General features: G+C 68.0%; 13 protein-coding genes. 10 read left to right on the forward strand and 3 right to left on the reverse strand.

The window, feature by feature from the left end:
• Positions 1-18: 18 nt before the first annotated feature.
• Entirely contained in the window at positions 19-1,812 is a 1,794-nt protein-coding gene (locus OXI49_12350; protein ID MDE2691298.1) for a VCBS repeat-containing protein, read from the reverse strand.
• Positions 1,813-1,852: 40 nt separating this feature from the next.
• Here OXI49_12350 and OXI49_12355 point away from each other — a divergent pair, with 40 nt between their 5' ends.
• The 5 genes from OXI49_12355 to gcvP all read left to right on the forward strand — a co-directional run bounded on the left by OXI49_12355 (position 1,853) and on the right by gcvP (position 10,431).
• Entirely contained in the window at positions 1,853-4,063 is a 2,211-nt protein-coding gene (locus OXI49_12355; protein MDE2691299.1) for a molybdopterin-dependent oxidoreductase, read from the forward strand.
• Entirely contained in the window at positions 4,060-4,962 is a 903-nt protein-coding gene (locus OXI49_12360) for a formate dehydrogenase accessory sulfurtransferase FdhD (protein MDE2691300.1), read from the forward strand. The genes OXI49_12355 and OXI49_12360 overlap by 4 nt, the downstream gene beginning before the upstream one ends.
• A gap of 81 nt (positions 4,963-5,043) precedes the next feature.
• Positions 5,044-6,495, forward strand: a complete 1,452-nt coding sequence (locus OXI49_12365) for a Glu/Leu/Phe/Val dehydrogenase (GenBank protein ID MDE2691301.1) — start codon at positions 5,044-5,046, stop codon at positions 6,493-6,495.
• A 40-nt stretch (positions 6,496-6,535) separates the two neighbouring features.
• On the forward strand, positions 6,536-7,489 hold the full coding sequence (locus OXI49_12370) for a calcium/sodium antiporter (GenBank protein MDE2691302.1): 954 nt from the start codon (positions 6,536-6,538) through the stop codon (positions 7,487-7,489).
• Between the two features lie 11 nt (positions 7,490-7,500).
• A complete protein-coding gene (gene gcvP, locus OXI49_12375; protein MDE2691303.1) occupies positions 7,501-10,431 on the forward strand; it encodes an aminomethyl-transferring glycine dehydrogenase in 2,931 nt (976 codons plus the stop codon).
• 71 nt (positions 10,432-10,502) lie between these two features.
• Here the strand turns inward: gcvP and cimA are convergent, their stop codons facing one another.
• Entirely contained in the window at positions 10,503-12,065 is a 1,563-nt protein-coding gene (gene cimA / locus OXI49_12380; protein ID MDE2691304.1) for a citramalate synthase, read from the reverse strand.
• Positions 12,066-12,091: 26 nt separating this feature from the next.
• Positions 12,092-15,031: a DEAD/DEAH box helicase gene (locus tag OXI49_12385; GenBank protein MDE2691305.1), complete on the reverse strand. Its 2,940-nt coding sequence runs from the start codon at positions 15,029-15,031 to the stop codon at positions 12,092-12,094.
• Between the two features lie 121 nt (positions 15,032-15,152).
• On the opposite strand from OXI49_12385, the gene OXI49_12390 reads away from it, so the two are divergent.
• The 5 genes from OXI49_12390 to ilvC all read left to right on the forward strand — a co-directional run bounded on the left by OXI49_12390 (position 15,153) and on the right by ilvC (position 20,989).
• Positions 15,153-16,262, forward strand: coding sequence for a serine hydrolase (locus OXI49_12390; GenBank protein MDE2691306.1), 1,110 nt, complete (start codon positions 15,153-15,155; stop codon positions 16,260-16,262).
• A gap of 225 nt (positions 16,263-16,487) precedes the next feature.
• Positions 16,488-17,444: a branched-chain amino acid transaminase gene (locus tag OXI49_12395; GenBank protein ID MDE2691307.1), complete on the forward strand. Its 957-nt coding sequence runs from the start codon at positions 16,488-16,490 to the stop codon at positions 17,442-17,444.
• A gap of 15 nt (positions 17,445-17,459) precedes the next feature.
• Positions 17,460-19,385, forward strand: coding sequence for a biosynthetic-type acetolactate synthase large subunit (ilvB, locus tag OXI49_12400; protein MDE2691308.1), 1,926 nt, complete (start codon positions 17,460-17,462; stop codon positions 19,383-19,385).
• 30 nt (positions 19,386-19,415) lie between these two features.
• Complete coding sequence (ilvN, locus tag OXI49_12405; GenBank protein ID MDE2691309.1) at positions 19,416-19,961, forward strand: acetolactate synthase small subunit; 546 nt, start codon at positions 19,416-19,418, stop codon at positions 19,959-19,961.
• Positions 19,962-19,987: 26 nt separating this feature from the next.
• A complete protein-coding gene (gene ilvC, locus OXI49_12410; protein ID MDE2691310.1) occupies positions 19,988-20,989 on the forward strand; it encodes a ketol-acid reductoisomerase in 1,002 nt (333 codons plus the stop codon).
• Position 20,990 lies beyond the last annotated feature (1 nt).

Here is a 20,990-nt window from a genome sequence, read left to right on the forward strand (position 1 = left end):
CTGCCGCCAGAAGAAGCTTCACAGGTCGTCCGGGAGAGTCTGGGTCAGGTTGCCGTTGGCAACGACCAGGTCCTCCCAGCCGTCGTTGTTGATATCGGCGAAAACGGACGACCAGGACCAGCGACCCATCGTGACGTTGGCGTCAACGCTGCGATCGTGGAAGCCGCCACCCTCAGCCCCCGCGAACAGGGAGTTGCCGCGCGCCATCCGCTGGACGTCCGCCAGCGGGCCGGCGCGCTGCCGGTCGCGCTCGAACTTCCGCTGATACGTGATCCGGTTGCCGGCGGCGGAGAACATGTTGCCGACGTAGACATCCATCCGCCCGTCCCGGTTGTAGTCGGCCCAGCTCACGGACATGCCGGACGAGATGTCCTCGACCCCGGCCTCTCCGGCCACGTCGACGAATCGGCCGCCGTCGTTGCGGTAGAGGTTGTTGCGGCCGTAGTCGTTGGCCACATAGAGGTCCGGGTCGCCGTCGCCGTCGACATCCTCCCAGGACGCGGCCAGGCTGAAACGGCGGTTGTTCACGTCGAGCCCCGTCTCGACGGTCGCATCGACGAAGCGGAAGCCGCCGTCGTTGCGCAGCAGAGCGTTGCGGCCGCCGTTGTTCGCGTCGTGGTACGGCACCGGGCTCGCAACGCCGCGCTCGTCGTAGGCCCGACGGTAGGCGCAGACGTAGAGGTCGAGGTCGCCGTCGTTGTCGTAGTCGGCCGCCGAGAGCGAGTTGCTGTCGGGGATCTCGCCGGCGATGTGGCGAACGCGGGCGAAGCCGCCGCTGCCGTCGTTCTCGAGCACCAGGACAGCGGGCCGGCTGGACAGGACGAGGTCCGGGTCACCGTCGTTGTCGAGGTCGACGAACAGCCCGGCCAGGGCCCGCTCCAGGAAGTCGACCGCCGCTTCAGCCGAGCGGTCGTCGAACGTACCTTCCCGGTTCTGCACGTAGAGCCGGTTCGGCAGGCCGCCCTGCTCGGGCAGGAAGAGGTCGTCCAGGCCGTCACCGTTCACGTCGGCGACCGAGACGCCCTGCCAACCCGTCTTGTTGTAACCCGAGGCCTTGGTGATCCGGTTGAGCCACGCGTCCGGCGGCTGGAGCAGTTGTTCCCGATAGCTCGGGTTGTGGCCGACCGCGGCCTCCGTGACGTCGACGAAGAGAGGACGGCGGGGAGTCGACGTCTCCTCGTAGTCGGCCACCTCGACCCGCAGCAGCAACGGTTCGCCGGCCCCGTCCGCGGCCAACCGCCAGACGGCCGACCAGACTGAGTTCAACTGCCGGCTGCCGGCGGGTCCAGCGACCGACGCCTCGAAGTACGCCAGGGTCGTGAACCCGGCGGACCCGGCGTCGACCGAGTAGAGCTTGAAGTCCGCCCGCGGCAGCCGGTCGCCGGCCAGCCGCCCGGCGAGAGCGCCGAGGGCCCGCCTGAAGCCCTCGGCGCCGCGGTAGCCGACATCCGCGCCACTCGCGCTCCCGCTCTCGACGTTGAAGGCTGGCCCCCGGTAGCGCGCGGCCAGGCTCTCGGGCACGAATCCCGGCGACTCGAACGTCTGATCGACAACCGACCCGACCTCGCCGGACGGTGCAGCATCGCCGCCGTTCGCGGCGAGCCCCACCAGCCACGCGGCAACGCGCTTGAGCTGGGCCTCGGCCCGTTCGCTGAGCGCCTCGGTATCCCATCCGTCGGCCCGCGGATCGACTGCGGCAGCAAAGTCCTCGGACTCGAAGGCAGGTGTGACTTCGGCCTGCCCGCTCTGCGCCAACGCCGCGGCCGGCACGACCGCCAGTGTCAGGACGATGACAACTCGGGAGATTCGCACCACCGACACTCTAACGTTCCTGCTCCTCTATCATCGGCCGGTGAGCCCCAGCCTGCGGACCCCCTTCGGCCTGGGGCAAACCAAGCCGCGCCACTACATGGAAATGGCCAGGGTGGCCTGGCGGAACCGGGACGAAGCCGGCTACGCGTGGCGCATCCTGCGGGACGGCGTCTGCGATGGTTGCGCGCTGGGAACGACAGGGCTCCGCGACTGGACCCTGGACGGAGTGCACCTCTGCATGGTCCGGCTCGATCTACTGCGGTTGAACACGATGCCGGCCCTCGACCCGGCCGTCCTCGCCGACGCCGGCGCTCTGACAGACAGAGGTTCGACGGAACTGCGAGCCCTCGGGCGGCTCGCACACCCGATGGTCCGGCGCGCTGGCGAGCCCGGGTTCCGTCGCATCGGGTGGCCCGAAGCCGTCGACCTGGCCGCTTCCCGCCTCGCCGAGATTCGTGAACGCGACCCCACCCGAGCAGCCTTCTTCCTGACGTCGCGCGGTGTTCCGAACGAGACCTATTACGTCGCGCAGAAGGCCGCCCGCTTCCTCGGCACCCCCCACGTCGACACCGCCGCGCGCCTTTGCCATGCCGCATCGACCATCGCGCTCAGGCGCGCGCTGGGAGTCGGCGCCGCCACGAATTCGTACCGCGACTGGCTGGACGCCGACCTGATCGTGTTCTTCGGCTCCAACGTTCCGAACAACCAGCCGGTCACCATCAAGTACCTCCACTTCGCGCGGCGCCGGGGCGCCGAGATCGCAGTCGTCAATCCGTACCGGGAACCCGGCCTCGATCGCTACTGGGTGCCGTCGGTGGCATCGAGCGCCCTGTTCGGCACCGACCTCGCCGAACACTGGTACGCGGTTGACACCGGCGGCGACCTCGCCTTCCTGAACGGCACGATGAAGGCGCTGCTCGACCTTCCGGGCGGCGTCGCTCGCGAGTTCGTCGAGCGCTCCACCGAGGGCTTTGCGGAGGTCGAGGCGGCGCTCCGCGACACGTCCTGGGAAGCGATCGAGCAATCGAGCGGCGTCCCGCGCGCCGAGATGGAGCGCTTCGCCAGGCTTCTCTGCTCCAGGCCGAAGACGATCCTGGTCTGGTCGATGGGGCTGACCCAGCACCGCCACGGCGTCGACACCGTGCTGGCGCTCACCAACCTGGGCCTGATGCGCGGGCTTCCGGGCAAGGCCGGGGCCGGCCTGGTGCCGATTCGAGGCCACTCCGGAGTGCAGGGAGGCGCAGAGGTCGGCTGCGCCCCGGAGTCGGACTCGGAGACCCTCGACCGCTGGGCGGACGCCTGGGGCTTCGAGCCGCCACGCGGCCCCGGCCTGGCCGCCACCGGGCAGATCGAGGCGGCGGCGGCCGCGGCGATCGACGCCTGGTGGATCGTCGGCGGCAACTTCCTCGAGACGGCGCCGGAGCCGGAACGGCAGAAGAACGCCTTGCACCGACCCGCGCTTCGCATTCACCAGGATGTCGTGCTGAACACCGCGATGCTGGTCGAACCGAGCGACACCGTGCTGCTGCTGCCGGCCACGACGCGCTACGAGATCCCCGGCGGTGTGACCGAGACGACGACCGAGCGGCGAATCGTGTTCTCGCCCTCGATTCGCCACGACGGTGCCGAAAGCCGAACGCTCGGCGAGTGCCGGCCCGAGTGGGAGGTGCTGTGCGAGGTCGTCTCCCGGGCGCGTCCCGATCCTCCCGGCGTCCTCGGCTTTGGCAGCACCGGGGCCATTCGGACCGAGATCGCGGCTACCGTGCCGCGCTACGCCGGGATCGAAAATCTAGAACAGAAGGGCGACCAGTTCCAGTGGGGCGGTACCCAACTGTTCGAGGACGGGCGCTTCGCCACACCGTCGGGCCGAGCGAGGTTCCACGCAGTCGAACCGCCGGCGGATCGGGAGCCGCTCGACGGCGAACTCTTCCTCTCAACCCGCCGCGGGCGGCAGTTCAACTCGATGGTCCACGCCGGACGGGACCCCCTGACCGGCCTCGAGCGCTCCGACCTCCTGATGAACGCGGACGATGGACGGGCGCGCGGCATCGGCGCCGGCCAACGGGTCGTCGTCTCGTCGCCGGTGTCGCGGATCGAGTTCGTCGCGCGTTTTGGGCCGATCAAGGCCGGCAACGTCGAAGCGCACTGGCCCGAATGCATGGAGCTGCTGCCCTGGTCCCTGGACCCCGACTCCGGCGAGCCGGAGTACGGCGTCCGCGTACGGGTCGAACGAACGGAAGCCGACGCGTGAAGGCGTTCGGACCCGATACGGCAGCGGAGCGGAGCGCACTGGTCGAACGTTCGGGCGACGTCGGACCCGACGTGGTGGCGGTCGAGGAACCGCTGGAGATCCGGGTCGACGGCGAGGCCGTCGTCGTGACGATGCGCAGCCCCGGCGAGGAGCGTGACCTCGCGCTCGGCTACCTCCACGCCGAAGGGATGATCGAGGAGGCTGCCGACGTCGACGCCGTGACCGTGGACGGAGCGCCGCGGCTGGACGAGGCGCCGCCGCCAGGCGGCGAACCGGCCGTTCCCGGGTCGATCGTCGATGTCCGGCTCTCGGCAGGCGGGCGACGGGCAACGAACCGCCGGGCCAGGACCAGGGAGCGGGAGCGAGCCTTCCGCGTCACCAGCGCCTGCGGGGTCTGCGGCAAGCCCTCGCTCGAAGACCTGTGGGTGCGGCTGCCGGCGATCCGTCCGCTCGACCTGGAGCCGGACCGCGAGCGTCTCCTGGTCCAGTCGCTGCCCGCGGCGATGCAGGAAGGCCAGCGCCTCTTCGGCGACACCGGCGGCGTCCATGCCGCGGCCCTCTTCGAGGTCGCCGAAGGAAGGCCCGGACTCCTGTGGCTTCGCGAGGACATCGGACGCCACAACGCGGTCGACAAGGTCATAGGCAAGGCACTCCGGGCGAACCGGCTGCCCCTGCACGACACGATCCTCGCCGTCAGCGGCCGTCTCGGTTTCGAGATCGTCCAGAAGGCGGCGGTGGCCGGCGTCCCCGTGATAGCCGCGGTCGGCGCGCCGTCGAGCCTGGCGCTGGATATCGCCCACCTGGCCGGCATCCGTGTCTACGCCTTCGTCGCCGCCGACCGAAGCAACTTCTATCCCGAAGCAGCAGTCGAAGCGAGGAGACTGGGCGGTCCCGATTGACGAGTGCCTTAGCTGGGATTAGGTTGCCCCTGGAGAGCGTTGACCTCCAGGGAGGGACACGACGATGACGAGGATTCCGAAGTGACGGTCGCCGCGGTCGAAACAGAAGCAGGGCAGGCCGCACAACACCTGACGTTCTTCGATCAGGTGAACGTCGCCTTCGACCAGGCGGCGAAGCACACTGACCACGATCCCACCCTGCTGGAGCAGGTGAAGTGGGTGAACTCGGTCTACCGGATGAGTTTCCCGCTGCGTCGGGATGACGGCACGATCGAAGTCATCCACGCCTGGCGCGCCGAACACAGCCACCACCGGCTGCCGACCAAGGGCGGCATCCGCTACGCGCCGAACGTGAACGAGGACGAGGTCATGGCCCTGGCGGCGCTCATGACCTACAAGTGCGCCCTCGTCGACGTTCCCTTCGGCGGCGCCAAGGGCGGGGTCTGCATCGATCGCCGAAACTACTCCAAGGGGGAGCTGGAACGCCTGACCCGGCGCTACACCGCCGAACTCCAGCGCAAGTCCTTCATCGGTCCGGGCAAGGACGTGCCGGCGCCCGACTACGGCACAAGCGAGCAGGAGATGGCCTGGATCGCCGACACCTACGCCCAGATCGAGCACGGCGAGGTCAACGTCGCCGCCTGCGTGACGGGCAAGCCGGTCGAGCACGGCGGCATTCAGGGCCGCACCGAGGCGACCGGACTGGGCGTCTTCTTCGGCATCCGCGAAGCCTGTTCGTTCGAGGACGACATGGCGAAGCTCGGGCTCGAACCGGGAGTCGCCAGTAAACGAGTCGTCATCCAGGGGCTGGGCAACGTCGGCTATCACGCGGCGAAGTACCTCCAGAACGCCGGCGCGAAGCTGGTCGGCCTGGCCGAGTTCGAGGGTGCGATCGCGGATCCGGGCGGACTCGACATCGATGACGTGGTCGAACACCGCAAGACGACCGGATCGATCCTCGACTTTCCGGGCGCGTCCAACGTCGAGCCCAGCCTCCGGGCCCTCGAGCTGGATTGCGACATCCTGGTTCCGGCCGCCCTCGAGAACCAGATCACGAGCGAGAACGTCGGCCGCATCTCCTGCCGCATCCTGGCCGAGGCGGCGAACGGGCCGACCACCTCGGCGGCCAGCGCCGCGGCGGCCAGGCGCGGCATCCTGGTGATTCCGGACGTGTATCTGAACGCCGGCGGCGTCACGGTCTCCTACTTCGAGTGGCTCAAGAACCTCTCCCATGTCCGCTTCGGACGGATGCAGAAGCGGTTCGAGGAGAGCGTGCGCCGGGATCTGCTGAACGCGATGAGCTCGGCGACCGGCGCCAGCTTCAGCCAGGCCGAGGTCCGGATTCTGGCCCGGGGAGCGGACGAGATCGACCTCGTGAACTCGGGACTGGAGGAGACGATGGCCACCGCCTACCACCACATCCGCCGGTACCGGAAGAAGCTGGGCCCCGACGTCGATCTGCGCACGGCCGCGATGGTGCTGGCAATCGATAAGGTCGCCGCCTCCTACAGCACCGCGGGTATCTTCCCGTAGCTCCCCGACCGCTCGTCCCGACAAGACCGAAGACTGCCTCTTGATCTCGCTGCTGCTGATCATTCTCGGCATCGCCGTGCTCTGGGCCGGCGGCGAGATCCTCGTGCGCTCCGTGACCGGCCTGGCCGCAGTTCTGCGCGTCAGTCCGACGGTGATCGGTCTGACCGTCGTGGCGTTCGGCACCTCGGCGCCGGAACTCGCGGCGGCGGTGGCCGCGGCGCTACGGGACTCGCCCGGTCTGGTCTACGGCAACGTCGTCGGTTCGAACATCGCCAACGTCGGTCTGATCCTCGGCATCTCGGCGCTCGTGGTGCCTCTCCACAACCACCACGACGGCGCCGAGCGCCAGGCCATCCGCCTGGTCCGACGCGAGCTGCCCTTCATGCTGGGTACGTCCCTGCTCGTCCTGACCTTCACCGCCTTCGGCCGCCTGGGCCGGTTCGAGGGCCTGGTGCTTCTCGCACTGATGGCGTACTTCCTCATCGTGCTGGTCCGCGCCGGCGACGCCGAAGAATCCGATGCCCAGGGCGTCAGCGGACTCAAATCCGTTCTCGGCACCCTGGTGGGACTCGCCCTGCTCGCCGTCGGCGCCGCCGAGATCCTGGTGCCGGCGGCGAAGGATCTGGCGCTGGCCCTCGGCGTCAGCGAGCGGGTGGTCGGACTCACGGTCGTGGCCTTTGGCACCAGTGTGCCTGAACTCGCCGCCTGCCTGGTGGCCGCGTACCGGAATCACCACGGCATCGTGCTGGGGAACATCATCGGCTCGAACGTGTTCAACATCCTGCTGGTCCTGCCGGCCGCGACTCTCATACGCCCCATCGAAACCACCTTCCTCGCCGAGGGTCTGGACGCCTCGGTCATGCTCTCCTTCAGTCTCCTCATGTTCCTCGCCGTCTACCTGCTGCGACACGGACGCAGCATCGGACGGACCTGGGGTGCGCTGCTCGTGGCAGCCTATGGGGGCTACGTGGCCTGGCTCTTCAGCAAGCTATGACACAACGAACCATGACACGGTCCGAATCCACCGCAAGCGGCGCCCTGCCCTTCGCCGACCGGCACATCGGACCCCGGGCCGCCGAGATCGAGCAGATGCTGGAGGCGCTCGGCCAGTCCTCGCTCGCGAGCCTGATCGACGACGCCGTGCCGGCCACGATCCGCAGCGAGGGACACGACGGCGGCCTCGAACTGCCGCCCCCGGCTTCCGAAGCCGCGGCGCTGGTCGAACTCGACGAGATCGCCGGCAGCAACCAGGTGCTGCGCAGTTTCATCGGCATGGGCTACCACGGCTGCGTCACGCCGCCGGTCATCCAGCGCAACGCCCTGGAAGACCCCGGCTGGTACACCGCCTACACGCCGTATCAGCCGGAGATCTCCCAGGGCCGGCTGGAAGCGCTGCTCAACTTCCAGACGATGATCGCCAGCCTCACCGGACTCGAGGTCGCCAACGCCTCTCTGCTCGATGAACCCACCGCCGCCGCCGAGGCGATGACGCTGTGCTGGGCCGAGAAGCGGCGCCACGGCCGCTTCTTCGTGTCGGGGAACTGCCACCCGCAGACGATCGAAGTCGTCCGCACCCGCGCCGAGCCGCTCGGCATCGAGGTCGAGGTCGGCGACCACGAGGAGTTCGACCCGGAGGGCGTGTTCGCCGCCCTGGTCCAGCAACCGGCCACCGACGGCGCCGTTCACGACTACGGCGATCTGGCGGAACGGCTGCGGGAGACCGGCGGCATGACGATCGCCGCCGCCGATCCGCTCGCCCTCTGCCTGCTCGAGGCTCCCGGCACCTGGGGCGCCGATGTCGCGGTCGGCAGCACCCAGCGCTTCGGGCTACCGATGGGATTCGGCGGACCGCACGCTGCCTACATCGCCGTCCGCGACCGGCTGAAGCGGCGGCTGCCGGGACGCCTGGTCGGTGTCACCCACGACGACCGTCACCACCCGGCCCTGCGTCTGGCGCTCCAGACGCGGGAGCAGCACATCCGGCGCGACCGGGCCACCAGCAACATCTGCACCGCCCAGGTGCTGCCGGCGGTGATCGCCAGCTTCTACGCCGTCTACCACGGGCCGGAAGGTCTCGAGTCCATCGCCAAGGCGGTTCACCGCCGCGCCGCCCGTCTCGCCGAACGCCTGCGCGCCCTGGGCTTCACGCTCCGCTCCGACACGTTCTTCGACACGGTGACCGCCGAAGTCGGCAATGTCGAGGAGGAGCGCCGGGTGATCGCCGCCGCCCGACGCCGCAAGCTGAACCTGCGGGAGTGGGGCTCGGGCGCCATCTCGGTCGCCTGCGATGAGACGACGACCGACTACGACATCGAGTCGGTGCTCGCGGCCTTCGCAGAAGTCGGCGCCGCCGGGGCTCAGGCCCCGTCTTCGACCGAAGCGACGGAACACCTGCCGGCCGCGCTGCGGCGGACGACGCCCTGTCTCGACCATCCGGTGTTCAGCAGCTACCGCTCCGAGACCGAGCTGCTCCGCTACCTGCACCGCCTGGAGGCGCGCGACCTGTCCCTGACCACCTCCATGATCCCGCTCGGCTCGTGCACGATGAAGCTGAACGGAACGGCGGAGATGATGCCGATCACCTGGCGGGGGTTCGCTCACATGCATCCCTACGCCCCCGAGGATCAGACGGCGGGTTACCGGAGGCTCTGCGGCGACCTGGAGAACTGGCTGGCGAGCATCACGGGGTTCTCCGCCGTTTCGCTGCAGCCCAACGCCGGTTCCCAGGGAGAGTACGCCGGTCTTCTCGCAATCCGGAGCTACCACGCGAGCCGCGGCGAAGGGGCCCGCAACGTCTGCCTCATCCCCACCTCCGCTCACGGAACGAACCCCGCCAGCGCCGTGCTGGCCGGGCTGAAGGTCGCGGCCGTCGCCTGCGACGAGGAAGGCAACATCGATCTCGACGATCTGCGCGCCTGCGCCGAGGCCCACAGCGAAGACCTCGCGGCGCTGATGGTCACCTACCCGTCCACCCACGGCGTGTTCGAAGAGGCGATCCGCGACATTTGCGGCATCGTCCACGACCACGGCGGGCAGATCTACCTCGACGGAGCGAACATGAACGCCCAGGTCGGCGTCTGCCGGCCCGGCGACTACGGCGCCGATGTCTGCCACCTGAACCTCCACAAGACGTTCTGCATCCCCCACGGCGGCGGCGGTCCGGGCATGGGGCCGATCGCGGTCGCCTCCCATCTCGCGCCCTTCCTGCCGCGGCACCCCCTCGCGTCCATCGGGCAGTCAGCCGGTGCCGGCAGCCTGGGAAGCGAGGCGGTTGGCGCGGTGAGCGCGACGGCCGTCGGCAGCGGCTCGATCCTGCCCATCTCCTGGGCCTACATTCGCATGATGGGGGCTGCCGGACTGCGCCGCGCCACGGAAGCCGCGATCCTGAACGCGAACTACATTGCCAACCGGCTCGAAACCCACTACCCCGTCCTGTACCGGGGCGCCAGCGGGCTGGTGGCTCACGAGTGCATCCTCGATCTGCGCGGCTTCAAGGCCTCCGGCGTCGAAGTCGACGATGTCGCCAAGCGACTCATCGACTACGGCTTCCACGCGCCGACCATGTCCTTCCCGGTGGCCGGGACGCTGATGGTCGAGCCGACCGAGAGCGAGTCGAAGGCCGAGCTCGACCGCTTCTGCGACGCGATGATCGCGATCCGCGCCGAGATCGCGGCGGTGGAGCGCGGCGACGTGGAGATTGCCGACAGCCCCCTGCGCGGAGCACCGCACACCGCGGCCGCGATCAGCGCCGACGACTGGGACCGCGCCTACTCCCGCCGGCAGGCGGCATTCCCCGCACCGTGGAACGACGAACACAAGTACTGGCCTCCGGTCGGCCGCGTCGACAACGCCCACGGCGACCGCCACCTGATCTGCACCTGCATCGGCATGGAGCCGTTCGAGGCAATCGGCGCAAGGGGCGCTTTCGCTCGCTGAGGACCGCGGCCGGGATCAGGCCGTCAGCCCGAACTCGATCGCGTCCGAGAGCGCTTCCCAGCTCGCCTCGATCACTCTCCCGTCAAGCCGAACTCGATGGCGTCGGCGAGGGCTTCCCAACTTGCCTCAATTATGTTGGTCCCCGCACCGACGGTGGTCCAGCGCTCGCCGCCGGCGACGAAGTCCACGAGCACGCGGGTCGTGGCCGCCGTGCCGTGGGCGCTGTCCAGAATGCGGACCTTGTAGTCGGCCAGGCGCATCTCGGCCAGTTGCGGGTAGTGCGGCTCCAGGGCCTTGCGCAGGGCGTGGGCCAGGGCATTCACCGGTCCATTACCCTCCGCCGCCGTGTGAGCAATGGCGCCGCCTGGCACCTCGACCTTGACGGTGGCCTCCGCGACCAGACCACGACCGTCACGATGCTCGACCACCGTCAGGAAGTCGATCAGCCGGAACGGCGCTTCGTATCCGGGCGCCGCCCGGCGCAGCATGAGTTCGACGGACGCCTCGGCGGCCTCGAAGCTGTAGCCGCGGTTTTCGAGTTCCTTGACCTTGTACAGCACCTCGCGCGCGTGCGGTGTTTCGGCGATCCCGGCGCCCGCCGCGAGATGAGCGATGTTGCCGCGGCCCGAGAGTTCGGAGACCACGGTCCGCATCTCGTTGCCGACCACCTCCGGCTCGACGTGCTGGTAGCTGGTCGGTTCCTTGAGCATCGCCGCGACATGGATGCCGCCCTTGTGGGCGAAGGCGCTGCGCCCGACGTAGGGCAGGTGGTCGTCGTGGGCGATGTTCGCCACCTCGGCGACGTATCGCGACAGAGAGGTCAACTCGCGCAGGCTCTCGTCGGGGACGCAGGAGAACCCCATCTTGCACTGCAGGTCCGGCACGATGGTCACCAGGTTCGCGTTCGCCACCCGTTCGCCGTAGCCGTTGATCGTGCCCTGAACCATGACCGCGCCTGCCCGCACCGCGGCCAGGGTGTTGGCGACGCCGCATCCGGCGTCGTCGTGCGTATGGATGCCGATCCGGACATCCGGACCGAGCTCAGCCCGCGCCGCGTCGATCCCCGCTTCGATCTGCCACGGCAGCGTGCCGCCGTTCGTATCGCAGAGAACGACGTAATCGGCGCCCGCCGCGGCCGCCGCGCGCAACGTGCCGAGCGCGCACTCGGGGTTCCCGGCCAGACCGTCGAAGAAGTGCTCCGCGTCGTAGATCACCTCGCGGCCCAGCTCCTTGAGATAGCCGACCGTGTCGCCGATCATCGCCTCGTTCTCTCGCGCATCGGTTTCGAGCACCTTCTCGACGTGCAGGTCCCAGCTCTTGCCGACCAGCGTGACGGTGGGCGTCTCCGCGGCGACCAGCGCCTGGACGTTGCCGTCGCGGCTGCATGTGCTGTGCTTGCGCCGCGTGGCGCCGAAGGCACAAACTCTCGCCTGTTCGAGTTCGACCTCGCGGATGGCCTCGAAGAAGTCCGCGTCCTTCGGATTCGAGCCGGGCCAGCCGCACTCGATGTAGGGGATTCCAAAGGCGTCCAGCCGCCTGGCGATCGCCAGCTTGTCCGCCAGCGACAGGGAGATGTTCTCTCGCTGGGTCCCGTCGCGAAGCGTCGTGTCGTACAGCTCGATCCTGGTCGTCATCGGCCCACTACCCTATTGGTCCGGCCTCAGGCCGGCTCGTCGAGGCCCGGCCCCTGCAGCAGTTCGATCAACTCCTCTCGCGAGAAGATCTTCTTGAGCTGGGGGTCGTCCTCCTGCACCACGCTCTCCATGAGACGGCGCTTGCGGTCGATGATCGCGGCGATGCGCTCCTCGAGCGTCTCCTCGGTGATTAGCTTGAAGACGTGGACCGCCCGCTTCTGGCCGATCCGGTACAACCGGTCCGTCGCCTGGTCCTCGCGAGCCGCGTTCCACCAGCGGTCGTAGTGGATGACGACCGAGCCGCCGACCAGGTCGATGCCCGTGCCGCCCGCCTTCAGGCTGCCCAGAAAGACGCGGCAGTCGTCGTCGTTGTTGAAGCGGTCGACGACCTTGCCGCGCTCGCGGGTCGAGCCCGTCAGCGTGACGAACTCGATGCCGAGCTTCGTCAGGTGGCGCTCCAGGATGCCGATCATGCCCAGGTACTGGCTGAAGACGACGACCTTCTGGCCACTGTCGAAGCTCTCTTCGAGGAGCTCCTTGCACAGGTCCCATTTTCCCGATTCGTAACTCTCGTAGCGGTCGAGGTCGCCGACCGCCAGCGCGGGATGATCGCAGATCTGCTTCAGCATGTTCAGCAGCGCGAAGATGTGGATGTAGGGAAGGGCGCCCCGCTCGCTCCGCAAGGCGTTCATCAGCGTCACGCCCTTCGTTTCGATCGTCCGGCGGTACATGTCGAACTGCTCGGGGCTCAGGCGGCAAGTGCGCACGTCCTCGATCTTCTCCGGCAACTCGTCCAGCACGGCGGTCTTCACGCGGCGAAGCACGAAGGGAGCGGTCAACCGCCGCAGGTTCACCGCGTACCAGGAGTCGGCATCGAGTTCGGTCGTCCCGAGGACATCGAGATAGGTGTCGTCGCCGCCCAGGTAGCCTGGCAGCACGAGATCGAAAAGGCCCTTCAACTCGGTGAGCGAGTTCTCGATCGGCGTGCCGGTCAACCCCAGTTTCATCCGGGCCCCAAGCGCCACGGCGGCACGGTAGCCCTGGGTGCTCCGGTTCTTGATCTGCTGCACCTCGTCGAACACGATGAGGCCCCAGCGCCGTTCGCCGAAACGCTCGACGTCATTCCGCATCACCCCATAGGACGTGAGGATCACGTCGCCATGCGCGAGCGACTCCCCAAGATCGCGTTGCGGTCCGTGGTAGTACGCCGGGCTCAATCCCGGCGCGTACTCCCGGAGCTTGTTGCGCCAGTGGCTGATGACGGTGCGGGGGCAGACAACGAGAAATGGCTCGTCGATCCCCAACTGCTCCCGCAGGATGACCATCAGGGCCATCGCCTGGTGCGTCTTCCCCAGGCCCATGTCGTCGCACAGAAGACCCGCGAGATCGTTCTCGTACAGGAACTTCAGCCACTCGACACCAAGCTTCTGGTAAGGACGCAGGACGCTCGTGAGCCCCGAAGGACTCACCATCGGATCGGCCGGCCGGAGGGCCAGGAAGCGACGCAGGAAGTCATGCCGGCTTCCTTCGCCCTCGACACGGATCGGTGCCGCACTCGAGGCCTGCAGCCGCAGCAACTCCGCCGATGAGAGACGGAGACTGCCGGACCTGCCGTTGCCGCCCGTGCCTTCGGCACGCGCTCTCGCCTGAGCGGGCAGCGATCCGAGGTTCCTGAGCGCCGGCGCGTTGAGATCGATCCAGCCCGACGCCGTCTCGAGGTACGGCAGGCCGGCACGCCTCGCTGCCAGCAGTTCCCCGAGACTCACGTCACTGTCGCCGAAGCCATAGCGGATCGAGAGCGACTCGTCTCCGTCCGGTTCGATCTCGATGTAGTCGAACTCCGTCAGGATCCCGACGGCCGCGAGCGGATTCTCGGTCAGAACCGGCTCGGGTTCGTCAATCGGCGGTACGGTCCGGAAGGTCGGCACCCGCGCCGGCACGAGATCGATGGCGGCGGGCTCGCGCCAGCCGCTCTCGTTGCGATCCGAGCGCCGGACGAGCGCTTCCAGCTCCTCGATGAAGACCAGGTCGCCATACTGGTAGCGCTCGCGCCGCTTCTCGTCGAGGACGTCCTCCCCCTCCGCGGCCAGGCGCAGTATCTCGAGCCTGTGTTCCTTCTCGATCCTGGTGTCAGATCCCACGTAGAGAAGATCCGCGGCCGACAGGGGAACCGCCGAGGTCTGCCCCGTTTCCGTGAGGAAAGCCAGCGCCGCGTCCACCCGGCCACGCGGAACGGCGATCTGAAGCAGCTCCGGCCCACCCGAACCCGTGCGGACCGCCAGGAAGAAAGTGCCGTTGGAGAGCTCGATTGACGGCTCGAGTCTCACCGTGGCTCCAGGCGTTTCGGCTCTGCCGCCGGAGATATCGCCGTACTCCCTCAGGGTGTGATAGGCGACGCGGAACCAGAGACTGCCCTCGAAGAACTGCCGGTTCGTCTGCATTCCGGCCTTGTTCAGATGCTGTTCCTCGGGCGTCCGCATGAACGTCGACAGCCGCTCCAGCAGACCCGACCGATCCGCGGTGGACACGCCGCCCGAGAGCTTCCCGATCCGTTCAAGAAAACGAACCGTTGCCGGCGCCTGTTCGAGGTAGCGAAGGACCTCCACTCCATCTGGACCGAACAGGCGAATCGGATCGTCGGGCGTTTCCTGCAGCACCAGGCAGGCCGAAGCCGCCGGGAGACGCTCCTCGAACAGAGTCTGGGCCAGCCGGAACCACCCGCTGCGAGCGAAGAGGTCGAACCAGCTACATCCGGTGACCTGGTGAAGCTCCCTGATCTGACCCTCGAGCTGCTTGAGGTGACGGCATCCGCTGCGACGGCCCGTGGAGCAACTGCAGAACGTGAGCGGCCGCTTCGACCCGGCCACCCTGGACAGATGAACGGCCGAACCGGGCTCCGGGTCGTGGGGATCGGGGAGGAGGCCGATCCCGGTGCGATGGAACTCGAGGCGTGGAAACAGCTTCACGGAAAGTCACGAAACGCGCGCGTAAACGCTCGATGATACCGCCGAATCAGAGCGTTGTGTCGCTTCTGGCGCTAGGCTTTCGAGGCATCGACCAGATCGCGCGGCCATGATCCTGAAGTTGATGACGAGACGTCGAGCTCTGCTGGTTACGGCAATCGGGTTTACCGCTGCGTGTGCCCCCCCGCCGGCGGCCGTCACGACCGGCCTCGACGACGCGCCCGGCGGGTCCCGGTCACGCCTGGACGAACTCGACGACCTCCTGCAGGAGGAAGCCGCGGAGGGTTTCGCCGGCAGCGTGCTCGTGGCCCGCGGCGACGAGGTGATTCACCTGGCCGGCTACGGCCTGGCGGACCGGGAGGCCGGCGTCCCCTTCGGGCCGGAGACCGTGTCGACGATCGGCTCGATCACCAAGCAGTTCACCGGCGCGGCGATCCTCAAGCTTCAGGAACAGGGCCGCCTGAACGTCGCCGATCCGGTCGGCCGGTTCTTCCCTGAAGCGCCGGCCGACAAGCGGGAGATCACGATCCACCAGCTCCTCACCCACACGGCCGGCCTGCCGCCAGCGCTGGGTTCGGACGAGGAGTACATCGACCGCGACCGCTACCTGGAAGAGGTCTGGCGCACCGAGTCGCGCCACCCGCCGGGCGAACGCCACGAGTACTCCAACACGGGTTACTCGCTGCTCGCCGCGATCGTCGAGGGCGTCTCCGGCACGGGCTACGAGGAGTTCCTCCGGCGGGAGTTCTTCGATCCGCTGGGCATGCATCACACCGGCTACCAGCTGGCCGACTGGTCAGAAGCACACGTCGCCGCCGGCTACCGGGACGGCCGACGCTTCGGCCGCGTCATCGAGATGCAGACACACGACGACGGCTTCTCCTGGCACCTCGTGGGCAACGGCGGCATTCACTCCACCGTCGACGACATGGCGCGCTGGGTCAAGGCTCTAGGCAAAGGCGAACTGTTGTCGGCCGAGTCGCTCGACGCCCTGTTCGGCGAACACGTGGACGAGGGCTACGGCGACTCCTTCTACGGCTACGGATGGGTCACTTTCCGCCTCCCGAACGGCGAGCGGATGATCGGACACAACGGCGGCAACGGCTTCTTCTTCGCCGACCTGAACTTCTTCCCCGATCGCGACGACCTGCTGTACTGCCTGTTCGTGAACGACGCGGCTCACGAAGACGTGAGCGGCAGCATCCGCCGGTTGCTGCTCGAACAGGCCCCTTGACAGCCGCTCCCGTCCTCTCCTACGCTCCCTCGCACGACCTACCGCCCGGTAGATCAACGGAATCTCTTACCCCATGACTCCCCCCGCCGTCCTCGTCTTGCTGGTTCTGGTCCTGATCCTTGTGACCCAGGGGGCTAACTAGGCGCACCAACAGGAAACTGAGCGACTTCAAGCCCCCAGCAACGCCTGGGGGCTTTTTTGGTTCGGCGCCAGTGGAGTAATCGCATGCCCATAGAACGATCGGAGTGGATCTGGATCGACGACCAGTGGAAACCCTGGGACGAGGCGACCGTCCACCTCACGACCCACGGCCTGCACTATGGCTCGTCGGTGTTCGAGGGCATTCGCGCCTACGACACGGGCGAGACGACGGCGATCTTCCGCCTCGGCCCGCACGTCCGGCGCCTGTTCGACAGTTGCAGGATCATGCGCATGGAACCCGGCTACACCCAGGACCAGGTCGAGGAGCTGTGCATCGAGGCGGTGGCTCGCAACCGTCTGGAGTCGTGCTACATCCGGCCGCTGATCTACCGTGGCAACGAGGAGATGGGCCTCAACCCGACCTCCTGCAGTTCCAGGCTGGCGATCTACGCCGTGCGCTGGGGGCGCTACCTCGGCGAGGAGGCGATCGAACAGGGCGTCGACGCCGCGATCAGTTCCTGGCGCCGCTTCAACTCGAACACGGCCGTGCCGCTGGGCAAGATCAGCGGGCAGTACGTGACGAACCAGTTCGTGTCCATCGAGGCACGCGAGCACGGCTACGCCGAGGGCATCATGCTCGACGACCGCGGGCTGGTCTGCGAGGGCGCCGGCGAGAATCTCTTCCTGATCAAGGACGGAGTGATCCACACGCCGCCGCTCTACAACTCGATCCTGGGCGGTATCACCAGGGACTCGGTCATCACGATCGCCCGCGACCTGAAGTACGACGTCCGCTTCCAGCCGATTGCCCGGGAAGAGCTCTATCTCGCCGACGAGCTGTTCATGACCGGCACGGCGGCCGAGGTGAGTCCCGTGCGCTCCGTCGACCGGATCCCGATCGGCAGTGGCACGCGTGGCGAGATCACGCACCACCTCCAGGAAGAGTTCTTCGGGCTGGTCGAGGGCCGGCTCCCCGACCGCCACGACTGGCTCACCCAGGTACCCCGGCTGCAGGAGGCTGCGCCACCGCTGGCAGGCTGACGCGAGGAGGCCGAGATGAGTGACGAAACGACCGCAACGGACCGGGCGAACGAGGAGGCGGGCACGAGCACGGACGCCGTCGTGCTGACCGGCGCCGAGATCGTGTGCGAGTGCCTGCTGCGCGAGGGGGTCGACATCGTCTTCGGCTATCCGGGCGGGGCCATCCTGCCGACGTACGACGCCCTGACGAAGTACCCCCAACTGCACCACGTGCTGACCCGCCACGAGCAGGGCGCGTCGCACATGGCCGACGGATACGCCCGAGCCACCGGCAAGGTCGGCGTGGCCATGGCGACCAGCGGTCCCGGCGCGACGAACCTCGTCACCGGTATCGCCACCGCGATGATGGATTCGTCCCCGATCGTCTGCATCACGGGACAGGTGCCGACCGGCGCCATCGGCAGCGACGCCTTCCAGGAAACGGACGTCACCGGGATCACCCTCCCGATCACGAAGCACAACTACCTGGTGACGAGCATCGAGGAACTGCCCGAGGTGATGCGCGAGGCGTTCCACATCGCCCGCACCGGGCGGCCTGGGCCCGTGCTGGTGGACATCCCGAAGGACGTCCAGATCCAGGAGGCGGAGTTCGTCTACCCGACGGAACCGATCGAACTCCCCGGCTACAGCCCGCCGCGGGCGGCCCGGGCGCGCCAGATCGACGCTGCCCTGGAACTGATCCGGAAGTCGAAGCGGCCGATCATCCTCGCCGGCCACGGCATCTCGATGGCCGGGGCCAACCGTGAACTCGCACAGCTGGCGGAGAAGGCGCAGATTCCGATCGCCCTGACCCTGCTCGGCAAGGGCGCGATCTCCGAGCACCACCCGCTCTGCCTGGGGATGATGGGAATGCACGGCGGCGCGGAGGTGAACCATGCGATCCAGCAGGCCGACCTCCTGATCGCTCTGGGCATGCGCTTCGACGACCGGGTGACCGGCAACCTGGCGACCTACGCGCGGGACTCGCGCAAGATCCACGTCGACATCGACCCCTCCGAAATCAACAAGAACGTGACCGTCGACGTCGGCATCGTCGGCGATCTCGGCGAGGTCCTGAGCCAGTTGCTCGAGCGGGTCGAGCGACGACCGAACGAGGCCTGGTTCGACCGAATCGCCGAGTGGCGCGCCGACTCGGAGTTGCGGGAGATCGTCCGGCCGGCCGACGCGCCCCAGCACCCGGCGGTGCCCGAAGGCAAGCTGCTCGGCGCCCAGGTCATCCGCGACCTCTTCGAGTTCACCGCGGGCAGAGCCATCACCGTGACCGATGTCGGCCAGCACCAGATGTGGGAGGCCCAGTACTACCAGCACGAACGGCCGCACAGCCTGATCACCAGCGGCGGCCTCGGGACGATGGGTTTCGGGCTGCCGGCGGCGATCGGCGCCAAGATGTCCCGGCGCGACCAGGAAGTGTGGGCCATCGTCGGCGATGGCGGATTCCAGATGACGATGATGGAACTCGCCACCGCGGTCCAGGAGCAGGTCAACGTCCACATCGCGATCATCAACAATGGCTTCCTCGGCATGGTCCGCCAGTGGCAGGAGTTCTTCTACGAGGAGCGCTACAACCAGACGCCCATGGTCAACCCGGACTTCTGCAAACTCGCGGAGGCCTACGGCATCCCGACCGTCCGCGTCACTGAGCGCGACCAGATCGAAGAGGCGGTCAACGCCTCGCGCTCGCAGACAGCCGGACCGACACTGATCGACTTCGTGGTCGAGAAGGAGGAGATCGTCTTTCCCATGGTGCCGGCGGGCGCCGACCTCGACGACATGATCCGCCGGCCGACTCCCGAAGAGTTCGAACAACAGCGCCGGGAGCGGACAGTGGCCGCGAAAGTCCGAGAGCCCCAAACTCCAGAGTCCACGCCGCCGGAGTCCACGCCGCCGGCATCCGAGGCGCCCGCGGCGGCGGGCGCCCTGGGTTCCCGGTTCGGCGTCTGAGGTCGACCGGTTTCTCGAGGAACTCCTGCGATGGCAAAGCACGTCCTGGCCGCGCTAGTCGAGAACCGCCCCGGGGTTCTTGCCCGCGTGGCGAACCTGTTCCGGCGGCGCAGCTTCAACATCGACAGCCTGTCCGTCGGCCGCACCCAGCGTGACGAAATGTCCCGGATGACGATCGTCATGGAGTCGGACAGCGCGGAAGCGGACCGCCTGGTCAAGAACCTGTACAAGCTGGTCGACGTCGTCCACGTCGACCACCTCCACAGTCAGCCCTCGGTGGTGAGGGAGATGGCTCTGGTCAAGGTCCGAGCGACCTCCGACAACCGGCGGGAGGTGATCCAGCTCTGCGACATCTTCCGGGCCCGGATCATCGACGTCTCCGCCGAAAGCCTGGTGGTCGAGATCACCGGCGAGGAGGAGAAACTCGAGAACTTCACCGAACTCGTGCGTCCCTTCGGCATCGTCGAAATGGTGCGCACCGGCATGATCGCCCTGGGCCGCGGCGGCCACACCCTGAAGGACGAGGGCTTCAAGCCCAACCGCAGCCGAGCGGCGGCGCGCCGCAACGTGCTCTGAACACACCAGACGAGGAACCCATCCAGATGGCCAAGCTCTACTACGACGACGACGCGGACCTCTCGAGGCTCGACGGCCGCACCGTCGCCGTCATCGGTTACGGCAGCCAGGGGCACGCCCACGCCCTGAACCTGCGCGACAGCGGCATCGACGTCGTCGTCGGTCTGCGTGAAGGCAGCGGCAGCGCGGCCAAGGCGGAGGCCGACGGGCTCGAGGTGCTCGGCAACGCGGCCGCGGCGGCGCGGGCGCAGATGATCATGATCCTGGCGCCCGACACCGTACAGGCCGAACTCTACGAGCAGGACATCGCCCCGAACCTCGAGCCGGGGAACACGCTGATGTTCGCGCACGGGTTCAACGTCCGCTACGGCGAAATCGACGCGCCGAAGGAGGTCGACGTGTCCCTGGTCGCGCCGAAGGCGCCGGGGCACAGGGTGCGGGAGGTTTTCACCGAGGGCGCCGGCACGCCGGGCCTGGTCGCGGTGGAGAACGACTCCACCGGCGACGCCCTGGCCGATGCCCTGGCCTACGCGAAGGGAATCGGCTGCACGCGCGCCGGAGTGATCGAGACCACGTTCGCCGAGGAGACGGAGACCGACCTCTTCGGCGAGCAGATCGTGCTCTGCGGCGGCGCCTCCGCCCTGGTCCGCGCCGGCTTCGAAAAGCTGGTCGCCGCCGGCTACCAGCCGGAGGTCGCGTACTTCGAATGCCTGCACGAGCTGAAGCTGATCGTCGACCTGATGTACGAGGGCGGGCTCGGCTACATGTGGTACAGCGTCTCCGACACCGCCGAGCACGGCGGCTACCACGCCGGCGATCAGATGATCACGGAGGACGTGCGGGCGGTGATGGACAAGATCCTGAGCGACATCCAGGACGGAACGTACGCCCGCGACTGGATCGCCGAGAACAGGAACGGCCGGCCGCGCTTCGACCCCCGGAGGCAGCGGGAGCGGAGCCACCCGATCGAGGAGGTTGGCCGGGAACTGCGTCGGATGATGCCGTTCCTGGACGCCAAGGAGGTGTAAC

The sequence above is a fragment of the Acidobacteriota bacterium genome (assembly GCA_028875725.1).
Taxonomy (GTDB): Bacteria; Acidobacteriota; Thermoanaerobaculia; order Multivoradales; family Multivoraceae; genus Multivorans.